We start from the raw sequence: 21,191 nt of genomic DNA, 5'->3' as shown, positions 1-21,191 counted from the left end.
CTATGTCTCAAATTGATCTACAAAAATTAACTAAGAAAAACCAAGAGTTTGTCCACATTGCTACCCAACAATTCATCAAAGATGGGAAAACAGACGCTGAAATCCAGACTATTTTTGAGGAAGTCATTCCCCAAATCCTTGAGGAGCAATCTAAAGGTACAACTGCCCGTTCCCTATACGGCGCACCAACTCATTGGGCTCATAGCTTCACTGTCAAAGAGCAGTACGAAAAAGAGCATCCAAAAGAAAATGATGATCCAAAACTGATGATTATGGACTCAGCTCTTTTCATCACTAGCCTCTTTGCCCTTGTCAGCGCCCTCACAACCTTCTTTGCGGCAGATCAAGCTTTCGGCTATGGATTGATTACTCTTCTATTAGTTGGACTGGTTGGTGGATTTGCCTTCTACTTGATGTACTACTTTGTTTACCAATACTATGGACCAGATATGGATCGCAGTCAACGTCCACCTTTCTGGAAATCTGTACTAGTTATCCTAGCTTCTATGTTCCTTTGGTTGCTTGTCTTCTTTGCAACAAGCTTCCTACCAGCTAGCCTTAACCCAGTACTGGATCCATTGCCACTAGCTATTATTGGAGCAGCCCTCCTAGCCCTTCGCTTCTATCTCAAGAAACGCTTGAATATCCGTAGTGCAAGTGCAGGACCAACACGCTATCAAGAATAAGAAAACGATAAAAGCAACTGCAGGTGCGGTTGCTTTTTCACTTACTTTTTTGATTTTAAAGTATTCTTCTGACATCCACATAGCTCTATCTAATCTTTTGTGATAAAATAGGCTCATACTCAATGAAAATCAAAGAGCAAACTAGGAAGCTAGCTGCAGGTTGCTCAAAGCACAGCTTTGAGGTTGCAGATAAAACTGACGTGGTTTGAAGAGATTTTCGAAGAGTATTAAAAGTATTCTTCTGAAATCCCACATAGCTTTCTCTTATATTTTGTGATAAAATAGGCTCAATCTATTTCTAGGAGGATGAGATATGGTTTCTACTATTGGTATTGTTAGTTTATCTAGTGGCATTATCGGAGAGGATTTTGTCAAACACGAAGTGGACTTGGGTATCCAACGTCTCAAGGATCTGGGACTCAATCCCATCTTTTTGCCCCATTCGTTAAAAGGATTAGACTTTATCAAGGACCATCCTGAAGCTCGTGCAGAGGATTTGATTCATGCCTTTTCTGATGATAGCATCGACATGATCCTATGTGCCATCGGTGGAGACGATACCTATCGCTTGCTACCTTATCTTTTTGAAAATGACCAACTCCAAAAGGTTATCAAGCAAAAAATTTTTCTTGGCTTCTCGGATACAACCATGAACCACCTCATGTTGCATAAATTAGGAATCAAGACTTTTTATGGTCAATCCTTTTTAGCAGACATTTGTGAATTAGACAAAGAAATGCTAGCCTATAGCCTTCACTACTTTAAAGAATTGATTGAGACGGGAAGAATTTCAGAAATCCGCCCTAGTGACGTTTGGTATGAGGAACGAACTGATTTTAGTCCCACGGCCCTGGGAACACCTCGTGTCAGTCATACAAATACAGGTTTTGACTTGTTGCAAGGAAGGGCCCAATTCGAGGGGAAAATCCTCGGTGGTTGCCTCGAATCCCTCTACGATATCTTTGACAACTCTCGATACGCAGATAGCACGGAGCTCTGCCAAAAATACAAACTTTTCCCTGACTTGTCAGACTGGGAAGGGAAAATCCTCTTGCTCGAAACAAGCGAAGAAAAGCCTAAGCCAGAAGACTTCAAAAAGATGTTGCTAACTTTAAAGGACACTGGCATATTCGCGGTCATCAATGGACTCTTGGTCGGAAAACCTATGGATGAAACTTTCCATGACGACTATAAAGAGGCACTATTGGATATCATTGACAACAATATCCCGATTGTCTATAATCTGAATGTCGGCCACGCAACTCCAAGAGCAATTGTACCCTTTGGGGTCCATGCTCATGTAGATGCACAGGAACAAGTCATTCGCTTTGACTATAACAAATAAAGCTGGGAAAAGTTTCTCAGCTTTTTTCTCGGTATCATTACTGGCATTTTCATCACATGTTACAGTGTATTGAAACTAGAATAGTACACCTCTACTTCTAAAACATTGTTAGAAATCGATTTGACTGTCCTGATTGATTTGTCCTGTTCTTATTTCATTTTACTATACTGATAGCTAAAATGATTAAGGAGAGGCTGTTGCTTAACATGTGAACAAGTAGGGGATAGTAGATATTCTCTTTTTCTTTCACATAAATAATAGAAAAGGCAAGGCCTCCACCTAAGTAACCAACTGAACCAATCCACTCTGATAGGGCCAAACTGTGCATATGAGTCAGAGCAAAAACAAGTCCTACCAGAATAATGCTTAGTAAACCTGGCAACCGTTCCTGCAAGTAATGCAATAAGACCTGACGGAAAAATAATTCTTCTACCAGAGGTCCAATGACACAAGCAAAAACAGCTATCAGTAGTGGTTGTTCTTGAAAGGTACTTTGAATATTAGACTGATTTAGACCTTGTCCATCTAGTCTCACAAACTGCTTCAACATCTCTGATACAAATTCAAAGACAACAGTCATCAGAATGAGAAAGAGCCATCCTGTTAAGACGCCAAAGAAGAATTTTCTTTTAGTCTTTCTAATCTCCTTCCATTGTTGGATCAATCTATCCTTGAACAAGAAGGAGCCATATAAAGCTAAAACTACATAAACAAGATAATTTGCAATGACAGATGGCATTAAAGAAGCCAGCAATTTAACGCCATCAAACACAAAGAGGACTGTATAGAGAATCGCAAAAATCAGAATTCCCTTATTTTTGTTAGACATCATTTAAGACCTTTCCACTCACAATCATTCTCGTGATCATCAACTAGCCCTGCAGCCTGTAGAAAAGACAATACGGCGACTGGGCCTGTGAACTTGAAGCCTCGTTTTTTGAGATCTTTGGCTAATTTCTCAGATAAGGGTGTTTTAGCTGGGGCTTGGCGATAATCAGGAACATCGTTAACGACAGTTTTCCCCTCAACAAAAGACCAAAGATAGGCATCAAAAGAGCCGTACTCTGCCTGTAACTGTAGAAAGGCTTGGGCGTTAGCGCGTGTAGCAAAAAGCTTGGCTCTATTTCGAATGATAGCTGGATTCTCCAGCATGGCTTCCAATTCAGTGTCAGTCATCTCTGCGACTGAGTGAATTTGATAGCTATGAAAGACTTCTCGGAAAGCTTGGCGTTTGTTGAGTACCGTTTCCCAAGACAGGCCTGCCTGATAGGTTTCCATACACAACAACTCAAACAACGCTTGGTCATCATGGAGGGGCTGGCCCCACTCCTCATCATGATAGGCGATGTAGAGTGGGTTGGTCATCTTGACCCACGAACAACGTTTTGTCATTCTCTGCTCCTATTTGACCAACATTTTAAGGGCCGACTTGATATAGTTCTCAGCTGTATCTGTCGTTCCTTCAAAGAATTTCTTGATTTTCTTGAGCTCTGTTGCCTTGTAGCCCAGAGCCAACATGGCTTCCATAGCTTCTTCCAATTCTTGGTTTTCAGCACTTGCTTGCACTGCGACCTTGGCAGGAAGGCCATCTCCTGCAACTACTACCTTGCCTTCCAAGTCCAGCACCATCTGCTGGGCTGTTTTCTTGCCAATTTTAGGGAACTTGGTCAAGTAGGTGATGTTCTTGGTTTCAATGGCTTGAACCAAGCCAGCATTGTCATCAGCAGCGATAATAGCAAGAGCTGATACAGGACCAATCCCAGAGACCGAAATCAGACTAAGAAAGAGCTTTTTCTCATCCTCTGAGCGAAATCCATAAAGCAAATGGGCGTCCTCACGCACAACCTGATGCACATAAATCTGAGCCTCCTGATTAACCTGACCTGAATAGGCATAAGGATTGGCCACATGCAGGATATAACCAATACCATTGGTTTCAAGAACAATGTATTTGGCAGTAATTTTGGTAATGATTCCTTTTAAATATGCGTACATAGTATTCCTTCTCTCTTATTTCGTTTATCTAGTATATCATATTTTCTTTATCCGAGGAGCGAGAATCGATTATCACAAATACAGTATATCAAAAACAATCGGTATTTATCTGTTGACATATTCAAAATTAAGTACTATAATCATCTGTAATTGAATAACTATCTTCAGGGCAGGGTGCAATTCCCTACCGGTGGTATAGCCCACGAGCCGAAAGGCATGATTTGGTGAAATTCCAAAGCCGACAGTATAGTCTGGATGAAAGAAGATAAAAGTATATTTGTGCTTTTTGCGTGCTCTGAAATGATTACTTGTCATTTCAGAGTATTTTTGTTAATCGCATAAGTTTTCTTTTGTATGCCTTGAGTAGTCCCCTATTCAAGGTATATTTTTTTTGGAGGTAGTGAGATGAGCGATTCAAAATATATGAAATTAGCAATAAAACTGGCACAAAAAGGGGCTGGTTACGTCAATCCCAATCCTATGGTCGGCGCAGTTATTGTAAAAGATAATCACATCATCGGACAAGGTTATCATGAGTTTTTTGGTGGCCCACATGCTGAGAGAAATGCTCTTAAAAACTGTAGAGAATCCCCTGTCGGAGCGACGCTTTATGTAACACTTGAACCCTGTTGTCACTTCGGGAAAACACCTCCCTGTATAGATGCTATAATCGATAGTGGTATTACAAGAGTAGTCATTGGAAGCCTAGACTGTAATCCTATTGTATCTGGAAAAGGAGTAAAGATACTTGAGGAAAATAATCTTCAAGTTACTGTTGGAATTTTAGAAAATGAGTGTCTTAACTTAATAAAAAGTTTTAGAAAGTATATTACCCAGCATGTACCCTATGTTTTTATGAAATATGCAATGTCAATGGATGGAAAAATAGCCACTAAAACAAATCAATCCAAATGGATTACTGAAGAAGAAGCAAGAAAGCATGTGCATCAGTTACGACACCATGTTAGTGCAATTATGGTGGGAGTCAATACTGTTATTCAAGACGATCCTTTGCTGACATGTAGATTGGAGGAAGGGAAAAATCCTATCCGTATCATATGCGATACACATTTACGAACTCCTCTTACCTCTAAAATCGTAAAAACAGCAAATGATATTAAAACTTACATTGCCACTTCCTCTGAAGACAAAAATAAAATGAAGCTATATCAAAATCATGGCTGTGAAATACTTTCCATAAAGAAAAAAGGCAATCATATAGACTTATCGAGTTTAATGCAACATCTAGGAAACATGCAGATTGATAGCCTAGTTCTAGAAGGGGGCAGTCTAATGAATTGGAGTGCTTTGGAACAACAAATTGTTGATGAGCTGAAAATATATATTGCACCAAAAATTTTTGGAGGCAGTGCCAAGTTTCCTGTCGGAGGTGAAGGCATTTCTTTGCCAAATGACGCTATTAGATTGAAACCTTATGCTTTTTCTCAAATAGGAAATGACTATCTCATAGAAAGTGAAGTGATTTATCCATGTTCACAGGAATAATTGAAGAAATCGGAAAAGTTGAAAGAATACAGAAAGACTCTCGTAATTGTAAACTATCAATTAAAGCCTCAAAAATATTAACGGATATCCATTTAGGCGATAGTATAGCAGTAAATGGTATCTGTCTTACAGTTACTCATTTCAATCATCAATCCTTTACAGTTGATGTAATGAATGAAACATGGAGTCGAACAGCTCTTACTCTATTAAAACATGGAAGTGAGGTGAATCTAGAAAGAGCCTTATCTGTCAACGGTCGACTTGGGGGTCACGTCGTTACAGGACACATTGATGGTACAGGAAAAATCTCGTCAATAAAAAAAGATGATAATGCTGTATGGTATCAAATCAACACACAAAAAGAAATTTTAGATTTAATAGTTGAAAAAGGATCTATTACAATTGACGGCATTAGTCTGACTGTCGCTAAAGTCTCCAAAGTAAACTTTTCAGTATCTGTTATCCCTCATACCTTGGAACAAACCATTCTTAAGAGTAAACAAGTCGGGAGTACAGTAAATCTTGAAAATGATATCTTAGGTAAATATGTGCAAAAACTGATGGATAACTCTCCAAAATCAGAAATATCTAAGGAACTATTATATCAAAATGGATTTTAGCAGAAAGGATAATCAGTCAATGGAATATCGAAAAATACAAGAAGCATTAGAAGCATTGCAGAAGGGACGACTTGTTCTTGTTATAGACGACAAGGATAGAGAAAATGAAGGAGACTTAATTTGTTCTGCACAAGCAGCTACAACAGAAAATGTTAATTTTATGGCTACTTATGCCAAAGGATTAATTTGTATGCCCATGAGCGAAAGTTTAGCTAATCAATTAATGCTTTCACCTATGGTTGAAAACAATACAGATAATCATAAGACTGCTTTTACAGTTTCAATTGATTATAAAGAAACGACCACAGGTATTTCTGCCGAGGAAAGAGGACTGACCGCACGTATGTGTGTAGCTGAAGATATAACACCCTCTGATTTTCGCAGGCCAGGACACATGTTTCCTTTAATTGCAAAAAAAGGTGGTGTTCTAGAAAGAAATGGACACACAGAAGCAACTGTTGATTTATTAAAATTAGCTGGACTAAAAGAGTGTGGCCTATGTTGTGAAATAATGAATCATGATGGCAAAATGATGAGAACAGATGATTTAATTCAGTTCTCGAAGAAACACAACATTCCACTAATTACCATCAAAGAATTACAAGAATATAGAAAAGTATATGATCAGCTGGTAGAACGAGTTTCAACTATCAATATGCCTACTAGATACGGTAATTTCAAAGCAATTAGCTATATAGATAAACTAAATGGGGAACATCATCTTGCTCTTATTATGGGAAACATAGAGGATGAAGCCAATGTATTATGTCGGGTCCACTCCGAATGTTTAACAGGGGATGTTTTAGGCTCTTTACGTTGCGATTGTGGACAGCAATTCGATAAAGCTATGAAAATGATTGTTGAGAATGGTTCGGGTGTCTTACTTTACTTGCGACAGGAGGGACGAGGAATTGGACTTATCAATAAATTAAAAGCCTATCATTTACAAGATCAAGGCATGGATACGCTTGATGCCAATCTTGCATTAGGCTTTGAAGGTGATTTAAGAGAATATCATATTGGAGCACAAATGCTTAAAGATCTGGGACTTCAGTCACTTCATTTACTGACAAATAATCCTGACAAGGTTGAACAGTTAGAAAAATATGGAATTACCATTTCCAGTAGAATATCAATCGAAATAGAAGCCAATCCTTACGATAGTTTTTATTTAGAAACAAAGAAAAATCGAATGGGTCACATTTTAAATATGGAGGAAAAATAAATGAACACTTATGAAGGTAATTTAGTAGCAAACAATATTAAAATAGGTATTGTTGTAGCGAGATTTAATGAATTTATAACTTCAAAATTATTATCTGGAGCACTAGATAATCTCAAAAGAGAGAATGTAAACGAGAAAGATATCGAGGTAGCCTGGGTTCCAGGAGCTTTTGAAATACCACTGATTGCATCAAAAATGGCAAAAAGTAAAAAATATGATGCAATTATCTGCTTGGGAGCTGTCATTAGAGGGAATACAAGTCATTATGATTATGTATGTAGCGAGGTATCTAAGGGAATCGCCCAAATCAGTTTAAATAGCGAAATTCCTGTTATGTTTGGTGTGCTAACGACAGATACAATTGAACAAGCCATAGAACGAGCTGGTACTAAAGCAGGAAATAAGGGTTCTGAGTGTGCACAAGGGGCTATTGAAATGGTCAACCTAATTCGTACATTAGACGCATAGAACAGACTCTACTTTTAGACGAATAAAGAAACTTGGCAAAATCGCAATTTAATACTCTGTGAAAATCATAGAGCAAACTAGGAAACCAGTCGCAGAGTGGTCAAACACAACTTCGATGTTACAGACAAAACTGGCAAAATTAGCTCAAAACACTGTTTTGAGATTACTGATAAAACTGACGTGGTTTAAAAAGAGTTTCGAAAAGAATTAGGAAAAAATGAAGTAAATATTTCTATGATAAAACGCATAAAATCAAGGTTTTTGAACACCTGATTTTATGCGTTTTTCTGATTTTGAAAATTTTTCCCAGACTTTTTTATACTTTTAATATTTCCCCAACTCACGGAGACTGGTGTGATTTTCCTGAATGCGTCGGAACATCTTTTCCATATCCGACTTGGTAAAATGCACCAAGACAGGACGTCCGTGAGGACAGTTATAGGGATTGTCACATTGAGAAAGCTGATAGAGGAGTTGTCTAGCTGAATGATCATCAATACGATGATTGGCCTTGATAGATCGCTTGCAAGACATCATGATAGCCAGCTCTGCTCGGTATTTCTTGATAGAAACTTCCTTGGTCAAAAGGAGCATGTCGCACATCTCATAGATGCCTGATTCAATCTCTTCTTCTGCCATCCAAATAGGATGTTCACGTAGAATAAATTGATTTTCTCCGTACTCTGCTAGAAAGACGCCCACTTCCTCTAAAAGTGCCATTCTTTCCTTGAGACGCAGGGCATCATCCGCAGGAAATTCAAAGATGTAAGGTACTAGGAGTTGCTGCTGGCTCTGGTCAACATTCCCAATACTTTCACGGTACTCCTCGTACTTGACCCGTTCCTGAGCCGCATGCTGGTCTATGATGTAGAGTCCATCTCGCCCTTGGGCAAAGAGATAGGTTCCATGCATTTGCCCGAAAAATTCCAACTCTGGGAAGCTGGATGCTTCTTCTCGCTCCAGTTTGTCATAAGCCTTATCGATGCTAGCAAGATCTAACTCTGGATGGTCTAGCTGGTCGTAGTTAGCAGGCTTTCTCTCTGCAAAATGCAGTTTTGCTGGCTTGGTCAATTGCTCCAAGGTTTCTTTGGCAAATAAAGTCAAATCCTGTCCTTCATCAGTCAATTCTACCTGATAATCGGCTACTTCAGCTTGACTAGGTCTTGTCGGCTCAGTTTTCTCATAGTAGAGCGTATTTTCTTTGAGTGGGAGAATAGTTTGCTCCACCTTCTCACGATTGCGCACGGTCGATTTGGCAAGATTTTCCAAGGCATCTGGAATCAAGGTTTGTTCCTTGAGACTATTTGCAATAGCTTCTGAGACCAGCGTCATCAGTTCTTTTTCCTTAGAAATCCGCACCTCTTGCTTGGTTGGATGCACATTGACATCCGCTAGATAAGGGTCGATATGAATGTGAATGACAGCCAGTGGAAAACGGCCTACCATGAGCTTACTACCATAGCCGTCAAGAATAGCACGATTGAGTAAAAAGTTCTTGATATAACGGCCATTGATGAAGAGACTGATATAGTTGCGGTTGGCTCTAGTTAACTCAGGCAAGGACACAAAACCTGAAATTTCGAAATCAAGGTCAGAATTCTCAATTTCAATCATCTTCTTGGCACTCGCCAAACCGTAAATCCCTGCAATAGCTTGACGCAGTTGACCAGTCCCTGCTGTCCGCGTCATTTCCTTGCCATCACTAATCAAGCTAAAAGAAATCTCAGGATGGGCCAAGCCCAGACGGTTGACGATATCAATGATATGAGACAACTCTGCTTGCTGGCTCTTCATATACTTGAGACGGGCAGGCGTGTTGAAAAAGAGATCCTCCACACAAACCTTGGTTCCCACAGGACTAGTCGCTGGGATGACTTCCTCAACTTCACCCCCACGCGCGACGAGCTTGGTTCCGTGACTTGCGCCCTCAACTGCTGTCAAAAGAGTTAAAACGCTGACGGACGCAATAGAAGGCAAGGCTTCACCACGAAAACCAAGCGTCCGAATCCGAAAGAGGTCTGCTTGATTTTTTATCTTACTAGTCGCATGACGACGCAGAGCCAGCTCCACCTCATCGTGGGCAATTCCATGACCATTATCTGTGATTTGGATTTTCTTGAGACCAGCTTCCTCAATCTCAATGATAATCTGACTAGAGCCCGCGTCAATGGCATTTTCTACCAACTCTTTGACCACACTGGCAGGACGTTCAATGACCTCTCCAGCCGCGATTTGGTTTGCCAGCACCTCTGGCAATTCAATAATATGAGACATCTTTCAGCCCCTTTCTGTATCTGTTTTCCTAGAAATTGATAGTGCTATTATACCATATTTCAGAAAGGACAGAAAAGCAAGCGCCACATAGGAGCCAAATTCCTCCACATAGACAAAGGCCCTTGCCATAGGCTGTAAAATAGTGTTTAATAAAGGTGTACAAGAAGTGATCACAATTTTGTATGAAAAACAAGGAGAGAAATTTATGAAAGTAGAACTACAGATTAGTGAAACTTACGAGGAGGAAAAATTGATTGTCCAAGCACCTCAAGAGACCGAAAAAGTCCAGAAAGTCATCGAGTTCGCAGAAAATCTGGATATAACAGAAAAAATCAAAGGGAAAATCGATAGTCAGGTCTATCTCGTTAAGATTGGCAAGATTCAACGCTTCTATATCGAAAATCGGAAGGTTCTAGCAGAAACAGCAAGTCAGACCTACAACATTGATTTACGGCTCTATCAGGTCCTTGAAATTCTGCCAAGCAATTTTATCCAAATTTCCCAATCAGAAATCGTCAATATCGACTCCATCTCTCATCTCAAGCTCACACCCAACGGTCTGGTAGAAATCTTTCTAAAAAACGAAAGCTTCACCTACTCTTCACGCCGTTATCTAAAAACCATCAAGGAGAAATTAGAACTATGAAAAAACAAGTATTTCACGATGCAGCTGCCGGTGTTCTTATCGGCCTCATCCTCTCCATCCTCTTTTCACTCATTTATGCACCAAATACCTACGCACCACTAAATCCCTACTCTCTCATCGGCCAAGTGATGGATCAGCATCAGGTTCACGGTGCCCTGGTCTTGCTCTACTGCACACTTATCTGGGCAGCCATCGGTATGCTCTTCAACTTTGGCAACCGCTTATTCAGCCGTGACTGGAGCATGCTTCGTGCCACTCTGACTCATTTCTTCCTTATGCTGGCTGGCTTTGTCCCACTAGCAACTCTTGCTGGTTGGTTCCCTTTCCACTGGATTTTCTACCTCCAGCTCATTATCGAGTTTGCGATTGTCTATCTCATCATCTGGGCTATTCTCTATAAAAGAGAGGCTAAAAAAGTAGATCACATCAATCAACTCTTGGAGCATAGAAAATAGGAACCTCATAATAAGCAAATCCGAGAAAGAAACTTCTCGGTTTTGCTTTATCCTGCTGCACCTTACTATCATAACAGTTATTTTCAGATCTTCTTTGTAAATTTTCTATCTTTTTTCAAAATATTCTTGCATTTTCCAAAAATTTTTTGTAGAATATAGATTACATATACAGATTATTCTGAAAATTCAAAAAGGAGTATTTATCATGTCGCAAGCTATTTCCTTAAATCAATCAACCTGGGCAAGCAAGCTAAAAGCAATGGGACCTGGAATCCTAATGGCAACTGCCGCTGTTGGAGGTTCCCACATTGTATCCTCAACTCAAGCTGGCGGTTCTTACGGTTGGTCTCTACTTCTCTTGGTCATCTTAGCCAATGTCTTTAAATATCCATTTTTCCGTTTTGGTGCTGAATACACAGCTGATACTGGAAAGACTTTGGTTGAAGGTTATGCCGAAAAAGGAAAACTCTATCTCTGGATTTTCTTTATCCTCAATGTCTTTTCGGCTATGGTCAACACGGCTGGTGTTGCCATTCTGTGCTCAGCTATCATCGCCAGTGCCTTCCCAATGATTGGACTTAGCATTACTCAGTGGTCCCTCATTCTCGTTGCAATCATTTGGGCTATGCTACTCTTTGGAGGCTACAAACTTTTAGACGGCATGGTCAAATGGATTATGTCTGCCTTAACCATTGCAACTGTTCTTGCAGTTATCATCGCAGCGGTCAAGCATCCAGAATACAGTTCTGATTTTGTCGAGAAGACACCTTGGCAAATGGCAGCTCTGCCCTTCATCGTCTCCCTCCTAGGATGGATGCCGGCTCCTATTGAAATTTCAGCTATCAATTCGCTTTGGTCAGCTGAAAAGAGAAAGACCGTCAACTTTAACACAGAAGATGCTCTGTTTGACTTTAACACTGGTTATATTGGAACAGCTATCCTAGCCGTCTTCTTTGTAGCACTGGGAGCACTGATTCAGTATCCTACAGGGCAGGCGGTTGAAGCTGCTTCAGTCAAATACATCTCTCAATTCGTGGGCATGTATGCCTCTGTTCTTGGCGAATGGTCCCGTTACTTGATTACTTTTATTGCCTTCCTCTGTATCTTTGGAACAGTTATAACTGTTATCGATGGCTATTCTCGCGTTAATCAGGAATCTCTCCGACTGCTAATCAGTCAAAAAGAGGACAATCGTAAATCTTTGAACATCTGGATGACCATCACTGCTATCATTGGTATCATCATTATCAAGTTCTTCGCTGGTCAGGTTTCAACCATGCTCCGCTTTGCCATGATTGGCTCTTTCCTGACAACACCTTTCTTTGCTCTTTTGAATTACGCCTTGGTAACACGTGAAAACAAAAATCTTCCTTCTTGGCTCAAACACCTTGCCATTGCGGGATTGATTTTCCTCTTTGGCTTCGCCATCTTCTTTATCTACGCACTCGCAATCGGAAAAGCAGGATAATCGACAAAGCGCGAGATGAAGATAAGGTTTCATTTCAAGAGAAAATGCAGCAAATATTTCTATGATAAAAAGCATAAGAACAAGGTTTTGAAGACCTGAACTTATGCTTTTTTACGTTCTCACAGACTGTTTATACTCAAAAAAACAGTTGAAAAATCCCAAGCGCCTCTTATATTGACTTTAATTCTATTTTTCCAACTCATACAAATCTGCGATAATCGCTGCGACACGTTTGATATCTTCCAGCATGCCTCGCATTTCAAAGTCAGCCAAGACAGGGAAACCAAAACGTTGACTGTATTGCTTAGCTGTCAGGCAGTATTGGTTATTAAAGTTACGATTTCCTGAGCCAACCACGCCAAAACACTTACTAGCATTGTCACCATAGGCGATAAAATCCCCTACTGGTGTCGTCAAAATCTCTACATCTCCATTATCCACGCCATTCCCACCTTCAAGGTAGGTCGGTAGAAAGGCGACGTAAGGGTGGTCCATTTCATAGAAATCGTGACCTTCCTTGACCAAATCCTTGATATGAATCTTTTGGACCTCAATCCCCTCGTACTGGGACAAGAGATAGTCTTTCAAGCGCGTCACAAAACTTTCAGTATTGCCACTCAGACTAATATAAACTAAAGAAATTGTCTTCATATGTACCTCCATGATTTTATTTTTAATCGAAAAAGAACTACCAAGATTGTATCTTGATAGTTCTTTTTTGTCAATACTTAGGCAAGATTTTCTGCTTCCTCTTCTTCTGCCAAGGCTTTCTGTTGTCGCCACATCTTATAGAAGACAAGGGCTAGGAAGAGAACATTGATGACGATAGAGAGAATGCTAACGGCTTGTGAAATAACACTTATCCCTAAACGCATGGTCTCATCGTGAACTAACTGCACAGCGTCCTGTAAACTAACATAGCCATAAATCGAACCAATAATGGCTAGCAAAACATAGCCGACATAAGTATAGTTTGCATATTGCAAATTCTTACGAACAAGGAAGACAATCGCTACTACAACTAAAATAGCAGATAGCACAATCAAGGCCATATTAAAAATAGAATGAGTTGATTCTGCTACTCTATAGCTGTAATTGATGTTGTCTTCTAATTGCTGAGCACTGACCCCTGCAACTTGTTTCTGAGCGGCACGAAGGGCTTCTTTGCTAGGTAAGGGACTCAACATTCCAAACAGAGACATAGCTGAAATAAGGGCAGACAAGATTAGCAAGACCCATAGATAAATTGGTTTCTTTTTCATAATAGAACCTCCTGATAATATTATTCATATTATAGCACTTTTTGCAAAGGAATACAAATCTTATAGTATCGTTTCTACCTGTTTTCGGTAAGCTTTTGGCGATTTTCCGCACAATTTTCGGAACACTTTATAGAAATATCCAAGGTTACTGTAACCAACAGCATAACAAATATCTTCGATACTGTCACTGGTTGAAAGCAAGAGCTGCTGGGCAGCCTTAATACGTTGTTTGTTTAGTAACTCTGCAAAGGTCGAATCGGTTTCTCGCTTAATCAACTGCCCTAGATAGACAGGATTGATAAAGAGAGCCTTACTGATATCCTTGAGGGAAAGCTCTTTTTGGTAATCACGACCAATGACTTCCAGCACACTGACCACATTTTCATTCATACGGTATTGACCGAAAAAGCTGGTCAGAGTTTCCTTGATATAAGAAACCAATTCATCGAAGGATTGAATAGCATGAATGGTTTTGACGATGTCTGTCAGGTCATCAGCTTTGAGATGCTCAAATAAATGGAAAACATCCATGACAAACTGAATAAAAAGCTGTTTAGTAATCGGAACACGCGGTGTATTTTCAAGAACTACCTTCTCCAAGAGATTTAACTCTTCTACGATTTGATTGAGATTTCCCTGAATGATAACCCTATAAATCGGTTCGTAATAGGCAAAGAGACTCTCATACTGCTGCAAATTTACAGAACCGTAAAAGAGGGTTTTCTCAGCATTCAGCTTCCAGCGTTCAAAGTGTTCTTGATAAGGAGCTTCAAAAGGTGTAACAACTAAGCCATCTAGGGGTTGGTCAGAAATAAAAATCTGCCAGTCTTGACCCAAGACATAGTAGGGAATGGTGAAGGAACCTTGTTTTTCCTTGGATAGACCTATCCACCAATTCTCCTTATCCCCTAAATAACTAACAAATCCAGCCTCGTCTAATTCTTGACTAAGAGTCTGACTTTTCTTCCCTCTCTCGCCGAGCTGACCTGCAATCTTCTCCAGCAGATTTCCCAGCTCTACCTTATCAACAGGCTTGACCAAATAGTCCACCACACTAAGATTCATTGCTCTTTTTACATAATCAAACTCCTGATAACCTGAGAGCAGGATATAGGCAGCATCTGGTAAGATCTCTTTCATCTCCCGAATCATATCAAGCCCTGTTTTGTCTGGCATATTGACATCGGAAATGATGACATCGACAGGATTTTCCTGAACATATTCTAGAGCTTCATCGGCATGACTGGCTGTTGCGACGACCTCCATATCCCACTTATCAAAGGGAATCAAACGCTTCAGACCTTCTGTCACCATGTACTCATCATCTACTAATAATACTTTATACATTTTCTCCCTTTCTACTCATCTTGAATTGTAATACGATACTGAACACCGGCTTGCTCTGCAGACTCTATAGTAATGGCATAGCGGTCTCCAAAATAGAGCACAAAACGCTCGTGTACATTGACAATCCCGATAGACTGCCTTTGATCACTGTAGCTGGCTTGGTGTTCAAAATATCTCTGACTTAATTTTTCTCGGATATTTGCCAACTTTTCAGCCGACATTCCTCTACCATTATCGACCACCAAAATTTCCACAAAACCATCCTGTTTAAGAGCCTTGATGCTAATCACATTATCTGTCCGCCTGTGGTCAACACCATGCGCGAAATAGTTTTCTACCAGCGGTTGCAAGGTAAACTTGGGAATCTTCATATTCTCTAACTCTGGATCTATCTTGAAACCATAGGCAATGGACTTGGGATAGCGAACCATGCAGAGATAGCTGTATTTACGGCAAAATTCCAATTCCTGTTTGAGGAGTGTTTCTCTTTCGTCAGAAATATTGTTACGCAAGAGACTACTGAACTCATAAATGATATCTGCCAACTCATCTTGACTCTGCATAACTGCATACATGCGCAAGAACTCCAGCGTATTATACATAAAATGAGGGTTGATTTGCGCCTGCAGGGCTCGCATATTGGCATCTTTTTGACTAAGCTCTAACTGGTAAATATCATGGATATTCTTTTCCAATCGATCCAACATATCATTGGTCGTCTCCGCGATTAGGAGTAATTCCTGATCTTTTTCGGAAATGTCAATCCGACGCCCCTCTTCGCCTTGAGCAATGACTTGAATGGATTCTACTAAATCCACTACCTGCTTTTGGTAATTAGCAAAAGTCTGCCTCAAAGTCAGATAAAGAATGACAATAAAGAGAAGGCTCAAGCTCACAATCAAAGCAGAGCTAGTCACTGTTCCTTGTAAAACAAAGTTTTTTGGAACTGCCACCTGAACCTGATAACCATGAGAAGTTAAGCCAACTAGCCAATTTTCACTCTCCTTATCAACTGTCTCACCAATATTAAAAATCTCCGTATCAAAAGGTGAGGTCACTGTTACTACCATCGGAGTATGACCTCTAGTATTATCAATGGCATGGTATAAAACAGCAGGATCCAAGGAGATGTAAATCACTCCTAAATCTTGATCTGACACTGGATCTGACACCGGAATGGCAAAACTATTTCCTGCTGGTTTGAAATCCTCAGCCCTGATTTTTTCTCCACTACGTTTGTCTTTAGTAGAAACATAGACTTCCTTGTAATCTTGAAAAGCAATGGCCACTCCAGTTACAAAATCATTTCGAACATAGAGATCATCAACATTTTCATGCAGAGAGACTGATACATAAGGCGAAGCTTTCCGCTCTAATTGCCAGTAAAAATAGTCTGGCATGCTGAGGCTAAAGTATTTATAGATTCCCTCAATACGAGCTTGATTTTCAACTAAAGCCTGAGCTATCTGGGTTGACTCTCTATGGTAATATTCAATTTCACTCACTGTTCTAGCAGTTACACGCTGGGCCACTCTCTGAGCTTCCTTTTCCCGTGAATCCCAGTCAGCGTAAGAGAGTAAGATTGCAAAACTCGCAATAATAATGATCATCACTGAACTGTAGGTTCTTAGAAGTGTATGTAGCCAAAACTGCTTCATCCTACTTTGTCGCCAATTTTTCATGGATACTTTCATAGACCGGTTCCAACATATCACTGATAAAGAAATGCCATATCCCAATTCCTACAAAGAAAAGTAGGGCAGGCATATAGTAACCAATTGCCACAAGTAGCACGGTCCCAAGGAGAACCTTGGCCACAGTTGCTAGACTCATAAAGATGCCAATCAAGGATAGTTTGAGACTATTTCGATAAGACAAGTCAAAATAAACTTGTAATTTCAAAGATACTGTATAGGCTAAAAAGAGCAGGGCAACTACTAGGACATTCAAAAAGGTCGCAATCAAATGAACGATAGTCTGATGAGGCAATTGCACCAAGAGATACAAGCCATAGACCAAAACTAAATCCACTCCTAAAAAGCTATAGAAAATCAGGTTGCTTGATACAAAATTTTGCTTATAAAGAGACCAAGCCTCCTTCAAACTGTATTCCCGAAAGCTATAACCATGTTCTGCATACAAGCTCATCAAGGTGGCACTAGCCGGCGCTAGACCAAGGATAATCCCTCCTGCTAAAGTTAATAGCCAAAAGAAGGCTGTCGCAATCATCCCTAAAAAGAAACGATTAAAGACAAAGTCTAAAAATCTCCCCATGATACCCTCCTAAAAATAACTATGAAACCATTATATCATATTTCAAGCGTTTTCAAAAACTTCTAGTATCCATTTACAATCCCACCAAACCATGGTAAAATGAGAATTGTGAAAAAATTATCAGGAGACAATTCATGAAAAAATCTATCTTAACTACACTGCTTTTTGCAGTTCTTTACTTCCTCAGCATGGGGATTGGTGTCCTTTTGGGCAATCTCCTTGACCAAACTGGAAATATGTTTTATGCGCCTGCCTTTACTGCCCTTGTAGGCGGTAGCGTCTATATGATTCTGGTCGCAAAAGTTCCACGCTTTGGAGCCATTACCACTATCGGCCTTGTCATTGCTCTCTTTTTCTTGGGAACTAAACACGGTGCCGGTGCCTTCCTTCCTGGAATTATCTGTGGGCTGCTAGCAGATGGAGTAGCTAACCTCGGAAAATACAAGGACCAAACAAAGAACTTCCTTTCTTTCCTTATTTTTGCCTTTAGTACAACAGGACCAATCTTGCTTATGTGGATTGCCCCCAAAGCCTATATGGCAACCCTTCTAGCAAGAGGAAAATCCCAAGAATATATCGACCGTATCATGGTCGCTCCAAACCCTGGAACTGTCCTTCTATTTATCGCAAGTATTGTCATCGGAGCCCTAGTGGGTGCCTTAATTGGACAAGCCTTGAGTAAAAAATTTGCCCAGAAAATCTGATTAGTTAAAAAGAGCCAGGCGGCTCTTTTTTATTTGGCTCTATAATATTTGTAGTGGGTAAATCCCCTATAGATCTTATGGAGCCTATTTTATTTATGGCTCAAGACTTAGTCAAGAAGTCTCCCAAGAATTGATACTCTTCGAAAATCTCTTCAAACCACGTCAACGTCGCCTTGCCGTAGGTATATGTAACTGACTTCGTCAGTCTTATCTCCAACCTCAAAACAGTGTTTTGAGCAACCTGCGGCTAGTTTCCTACTTTGCTCTTTGATTTTCATTGAGTATGAATTTAAAGATAATCAAAATGATAATGATGGTTGCCAAGATAGTTTTATCGTGATTGTAGCGGTTAAATCCATAAGCGATGACTACGTTACCAATACCGCCAGCTCCAACCGCACCAGCCATAGCTGTTTCCCCAACAAGGGAAATCAAGGTTACAGTCGTCACACGAATCAAATCTGGAAGACCTTCTAGTAAGCCTGATTTGCCTAGATTAAACTTTTTTACCTGAAAAACTTCTTTTTTCTAGTGATAAAATCAACCCTATCACACTCACTACCAAAAATACCCACCAACAAAGCCTGATATCTTGCAAAGCTAAGAAGGAAAATACAGACATCCCCAAAGGTAATGTTAGGGAAACAATCATACTCAAGAGATTATTACTTCGAGCTAATACATCCGCGCTCAAATTAGACAATAACAGAGTATCTAATTTAGGCATTGATTTCGACATCAAATACATGACAAAGGTTAAGCAGGCAACACCTACTAGAGGAGAAAAATCTAAAATATTAGCAGTAGCAAGCAAGACAAACAGACTTGCATTGAGCGATAGCAAACTTGAAAACGACCATTTACCAAAATAATCATTGGGGGTTAGGCTACCAAGAATAGCTCCTCCCAAGCTAACACATTCAATTAAAAATAGGGCTTGAGCATAGCTGAGATGATAGATAGTATGGTCTAATAAGTAAAAGTGATAAATACCTCCAACAGCTCCTCCAAAAGTATTCATTACCAAAATGACAAGGATCATTTTAAACAAAGATTTACTTTCTCTTTGCCTAAAGATATCATCCATGTCCGCATAGATTGCCTTAACTTGTTGAAGTAAACTAATCGACTCATTCTCTACCGTTACAGACAAATACGTCAATTCTCTTCTATTTTTGAACAACATAAGAGAAGATAGTAAAAAGAAGCCAGCATTCACAATTGCAACAAAAGAAAAATTTTGATTGCTGGTTGTGAGTAACCACACTCCTAAGGCTTGACCTCCTAGATTTGATAAATAGGAGACAAACTGAGTAAAGGAATAAGCTTCATAGAGCTTATCTTCCGAAATATTATGCTGGATAATCGGCATACGAAGGCCTGCTGTATAATCTGATAAAATATCCGAACAGATATTAACCATACAGATAACAGCAAACGTTACGAAGTTCTGATCATGAATCACACTAGCAATCAAAAGAAATAGGAGACTTTGCACACAACCAACCCAGATAATTGTCCCTGCTTTATTCCGAGTATGATCAGCCTTAATCCCAACATAAAAAGTAAATAGGAAAGGTAAAATCGTAATCATATTCGCCATAAATACAGCTATATTTTTAAAGGGTAGACTCGCAGCATAAACGATAAATACCAGATTATAAATATAAGCTCCACTTGAGCTCAAAAACCTCGATAAGGTCAGTATTCTAAATAAATGATGTCTTAAGAATAGTTTCATAACAGGCCTTTCTCCATATTTCAAAGAGTATTCTATTGAAGCCAGTATAACAAAAAAAGCGGGACTCCCCACTTTTTTGTAATATATTTTTTCTGAAAATAGGAACTCTAGCTCCTAGATACTGCTATTTATCACTCCATCTACAAATCCATTTATTTTTCATCAGTCGATGTAACGAGAATATATTACAAATCTTTATTTGAAAGCTGATTTGCAAAATAGTTTTCATAGTATCTTGCACCATCTACATACTCTAAATCTTGTAAGATTGTAATGCCTCTCTGGATTTTTTCAAGACCCTTATTTTTTACATTAAAAATAGTATCATAATACCCTTTAGCAATCATATAAATGATTTTAAGATAAGCTTGAGATTCTGGCAATTCTCGTTTTTCAATCTGAAAGATAAAATAATCTGCTTTTAATTTATCCTTTTCCTCTATCGCTTTAAAGAGTCCATTAATTAAAATGGTGTCAATACCAACTTTGTTACTAGGTAAAGAGCCTAATAAATCCGTCTTTTGCAACATCTCCCTAGAATATTTAAAATAGAGGGGCAGAGGAAACAAAGTAGAAATCGTTGAAAATAGTTCCAATTCATAATTTCCCCAGATATCAATAGTAAAAAAATAGTCATAGAGAAAAGTCAGTTCTTCATCCGTTGCCCTTATTTCTGAATCAAAAAACACAAGAAGGCTTTTGATACGAATCATTTGTAAAAGATAGCTTTTTTCACCACTTGATCTATACTTTTGAGTCGTCTCTTCATACAAGGAATGGAGAGAATCAATCCCTTCTCTGTCATATAAATCCCAGATATTTTCTTGAAAAGCCAAAACCTTTTTCTGAGAAAAACCACGTACCAAGTACATAAATTCATTCAAATCAGAATGGATGTTATCTAAGGCAGTAATCAATTTCATAGATGATAAGTCTGCTTCTCCACGCTCAAATTTGCTCAGCATGGAATAAGTAAACTCTCCTCCCGTCGCCTCCTGTAGGGATACATTCCGACTCTTTCTCAATTCTTTAAAAACTTCTCCCAGATTTTGCATATTGACTCCCCACAATGCTTAACTCTCTAACTCATAAAAGTGATGATTGATAGCAACCAGTACAGAAAATTTCAAGTCTTGACGATAACGACAACTCCTATGAATGATGTACAGATTGCC

Annotated in this window: 21 protein-coding genes, 1 pseudogene and 1 riboswitch; of the genes and pseudogenes, 10 read left to right on the top strand and 12 right to left on the bottom strand. The window is 39.4% G+C overall.

Features of this window, described 5'->3' with window-relative positions; genetic code table 11:
• The first annotated feature begins 2 nt into the window (after positions 1-2).
• Both HT693_RS01960 and HT693_RS01955 read left to right on the top strand, forming a co-directional pair.
• Positions 3-686, top strand: coding sequence for a DUF1129 domain-containing protein (locus tag HT693_RS01960; RefSeq protein WP_000078022.1), 684 nt, complete (start codon positions 3-5; stop codon positions 684-686).
• Positions 687-999: 313 nt separating this feature from the next.
• Positions 1,000-2,031, top strand: coding sequence for a S66 peptidase family protein (locus HT693_RS01955; RefSeq protein ID WP_044727680.1), 1,032 nt, complete (start codon positions 1,000-1,002; stop codon positions 2,029-2,031).
• 154 nt (positions 2,032-2,185) lie between these two features.
• Here the strand turns inward: HT693_RS01955 and HT693_RS01950 are convergent, their stop codons facing one another.
• Genes HT693_RS01950 through ruvA form a run of 3 tightly spaced genes read right to left on the bottom strand, consistent with a single transcriptional unit; the run spans position 2,186 to position 4,026 of the window.
• On the bottom strand, positions 2,186-2,863 hold the full coding sequence (locus HT693_RS01950) for a type II CAAX endopeptidase family protein (RefSeq protein ID WP_138704595.1): 678 nt from the start codon (positions 2,861-2,863) through the stop codon (positions 2,186-2,188).
• A complete protein-coding gene (locus tag HT693_RS01945; RefSeq protein WP_138704594.1) occupies positions 2,860-3,423 on the bottom strand; it encodes a DNA-3-methyladenine glycosylase I in 564 nt (187 codons plus the stop codon). The genes HT693_RS01950 and HT693_RS01945 overlap by 4 nt, the downstream gene beginning before the upstream one ends.
• Before the next feature lie 9 nt (positions 3,424-3,432).
• The gene (gene ruvA / locus HT693_RS01940; RefSeq protein ID WP_000271489.1) at positions 3,433-4,026 is read right to left on the bottom strand and encodes a Holliday junction branch migration protein RuvA; all 594 of its coding nucleotides are present in this window, start codon (positions 4,024-4,026) and stop codon (positions 3,433-3,435) included.
• Positions 4,027-4,182: 156 nt separating this feature from the next.
• A riboswitch (FMN riboswitch) is annotated at positions 4,183-4,297 on the top strand.
• A 134-nt stretch (positions 4,298-4,431) separates the two neighbouring features.
• Here ruvA and ribD point away from each other — a divergent pair.
• From ribD to ribE (HT693_RS01920), 4 genes are read left to right on the top strand one after another with little or no spacing between them, the layout of a single operon-like run.
• Positions 4,432-5,532, top strand: coding sequence for a bifunctional diaminohydroxyphosphoribosylaminopyrimidine deaminase/5-amino-6-(5-phosphoribosylamino)uracil reductase RibD (gene ribD / locus HT693_RS01935; RefSeq protein WP_001284096.1), 1,101 nt, complete (start codon positions 4,432-4,434; stop codon positions 5,530-5,532).
• A complete protein-coding gene (gene ribE, locus HT693_RS01930) occupies positions 5,517-6,152 on the top strand; it encodes a riboflavin synthase (protein WP_000493842.1) in 636 nt (211 codons plus the stop codon). Before ribD ends, ribE (HT693_RS01930) begins: the two co-directional genes overlap by 16 nt.
• Before the next feature lie 19 nt (positions 6,153-6,171).
• On the top strand, positions 6,172-7,377 hold the full coding sequence (locus HT693_RS01925) for a bifunctional 3,4-dihydroxy-2-butanone-4-phosphate synthase/GTP cyclohydrolase II (RefSeq protein WP_138704593.1): 1,206 nt from the start codon (positions 6,172-6,174) through the stop codon (positions 7,375-7,377).
• On the top strand, positions 7,378-7,845 hold the full coding sequence (ribE, locus tag HT693_RS01920) for a 6,7-dimethyl-8-ribityllumazine synthase (protein ID WP_001099502.1): 468 nt from the start codon (positions 7,378-7,380) through the stop codon (positions 7,843-7,845).
• A gap of 324 nt (positions 7,846-8,169) precedes the next feature.
• On the opposite strand, the gene mutL is transcribed toward ribE (HT693_RS01920), so the two are convergent.
• A complete protein-coding gene (gene mutL, locus HT693_RS01915; protein WP_172924724.1) occupies positions 8,170-10,119 on the bottom strand; it encodes a DNA mismatch repair endonuclease MutL in 1,950 nt (649 codons plus the stop codon).
• Positions 10,120-10,324: 205 nt separating this feature from the next.
• Here mutL and HT693_RS01910 point away from each other — a divergent pair, with 205 nt between their 5' ends.
• The 3 genes from HT693_RS01910 (at position 10,325) to HT693_RS01900 (ending at position 12,688) form a co-directional block, all read left to right on the top strand.
• Positions 10,325-10,765: a LytTR family DNA-binding domain-containing protein gene (locus HT693_RS01910; RefSeq protein WP_172924723.1), complete on the top strand. Its 441-nt coding sequence runs from the start codon at positions 10,325-10,327 to the stop codon at positions 10,763-10,765.
• A complete protein-coding gene (locus HT693_RS01905) occupies positions 10,762-11,220 on the top strand; it encodes a DUF3021 domain-containing protein (RefSeq protein WP_000745054.1) in 459 nt (152 codons plus the stop codon). The genes HT693_RS01910 and HT693_RS01905 overlap by 4 nt, the downstream gene beginning before the upstream one ends.
• A 205-nt stretch (positions 11,221-11,425) precedes the next feature.
• Positions 11,426-12,688, top strand: a complete 1,263-nt coding sequence (locus HT693_RS01900; protein ID WP_100104346.1) for an NRAMP family divalent metal transporter — start codon at positions 11,426-11,428, stop codon at positions 12,686-12,688.
• Between the two features lie 186 nt (positions 12,689-12,874).
• On the opposite strand, the gene nrdI is transcribed toward HT693_RS01900, so the two are convergent.
• The 5 genes from nrdI to HT693_RS01875 all read right to left on the bottom strand — a co-directional run bounded on the left by nrdI (position 12,875) and on the right by HT693_RS01875 (position 17,571).
• A complete protein-coding gene (nrdI, locus tag HT693_RS01895) occupies positions 12,875-13,339 on the bottom strand; it encodes a class Ib ribonucleoside-diphosphate reductase assembly flavoprotein NrdI (RefSeq protein WP_138705952.1) in 465 nt (154 codons plus the stop codon).
• A gap of 77 nt (positions 13,340-13,416) precedes the next feature.
• Positions 13,417-13,950, bottom strand: a complete 534-nt coding sequence (locus HT693_RS01890; protein ID WP_023932471.1) for a hypothetical protein — start codon at positions 13,948-13,950, stop codon at positions 13,417-13,419.
• A gap of 60 nt (positions 13,951-14,010) precedes the next feature.
• Positions 14,011-15,297 carry a response regulator transcription factor gene (locus HT693_RS01885; RefSeq protein WP_050261263.1) on the bottom strand — a complete coding sequence of 429 codons (1,287 nt, stop codon included), beginning with the start codon at positions 15,295-15,297 and terminating at the stop codon, positions 14,011-14,013.
• An 11-nt stretch (positions 15,298-15,308) separates the two neighbouring features.
• Positions 15,309-16,979, bottom strand: coding sequence for a sensor histidine kinase (locus tag HT693_RS01880; protein WP_318971829.1), 1,671 nt, complete (start codon positions 16,977-16,979; stop codon positions 15,309-15,311).
• A complete protein-coding gene (locus HT693_RS01875) occupies positions 16,957-17,571 on the bottom strand; it encodes a YesL family protein (RefSeq protein ID WP_119946711.1) in 615 nt (204 codons plus the stop codon). Before HT693_RS01875 ends, HT693_RS01880 begins: the two co-directional genes overlap by 23 nt.
• Before the next feature lie 134 nt (positions 17,572-17,705).
• Between HT693_RS01875 and HT693_RS01870 the strand changes: the two genes are divergently transcribed.
• A complete protein-coding gene (locus tag HT693_RS01870; protein ID WP_166727337.1) occupies positions 17,706-18,275 on the top strand; it encodes an MptD family putative ECF transporter S component in 570 nt (189 codons plus the stop codon).
• A gap of 255 nt (positions 18,276-18,530) precedes the next feature.
• Here HT693_RS01870 and HT693_RS01865 read toward each other — a convergent pair.
• From HT693_RS01865 to HT693_RS01855, 3 genes and pseudogenes are all read right to left on the bottom strand, one after another.
• A pseudogene (locus HT693_RS01865) lies at positions 18,531-18,749 on the bottom strand (hypothetical protein); the annotation flags it as partial.
• Positions 18,750-18,771: 22 nt separating this feature from the next.
• Positions 18,772-20,016, bottom strand: coding sequence for an MFS transporter (locus HT693_RS01860; protein WP_166727336.1), 1,245 nt, complete (start codon positions 20,014-20,016; stop codon positions 18,772-18,774).
• Positions 20,017-20,201: 185 nt separating this feature from the next.
• Complete coding sequence (locus tag HT693_RS01855; RefSeq protein ID WP_166727335.1) at positions 20,202-21,071, bottom strand: Rgg/GadR/MutR family transcriptional regulator; 870 nt, start codon at positions 21,069-21,071, stop codon at positions 20,202-20,204.
• Between the last annotated feature and the right edge of the window lie 120 nt (positions 21,072-21,191).

This window comes from Streptococcus sp. 2154, assembly GCF_013277255.1.
GTDB classification, from domain to species: domain Bacteria; phylum Bacillota; class Bacilli; order Lactobacillales; family Streptococcaceae; genus Streptococcus; species Streptococcus pseudopneumoniae.
This window is presented reverse-complemented; position numbering and strand designations above follow the sequence as displayed.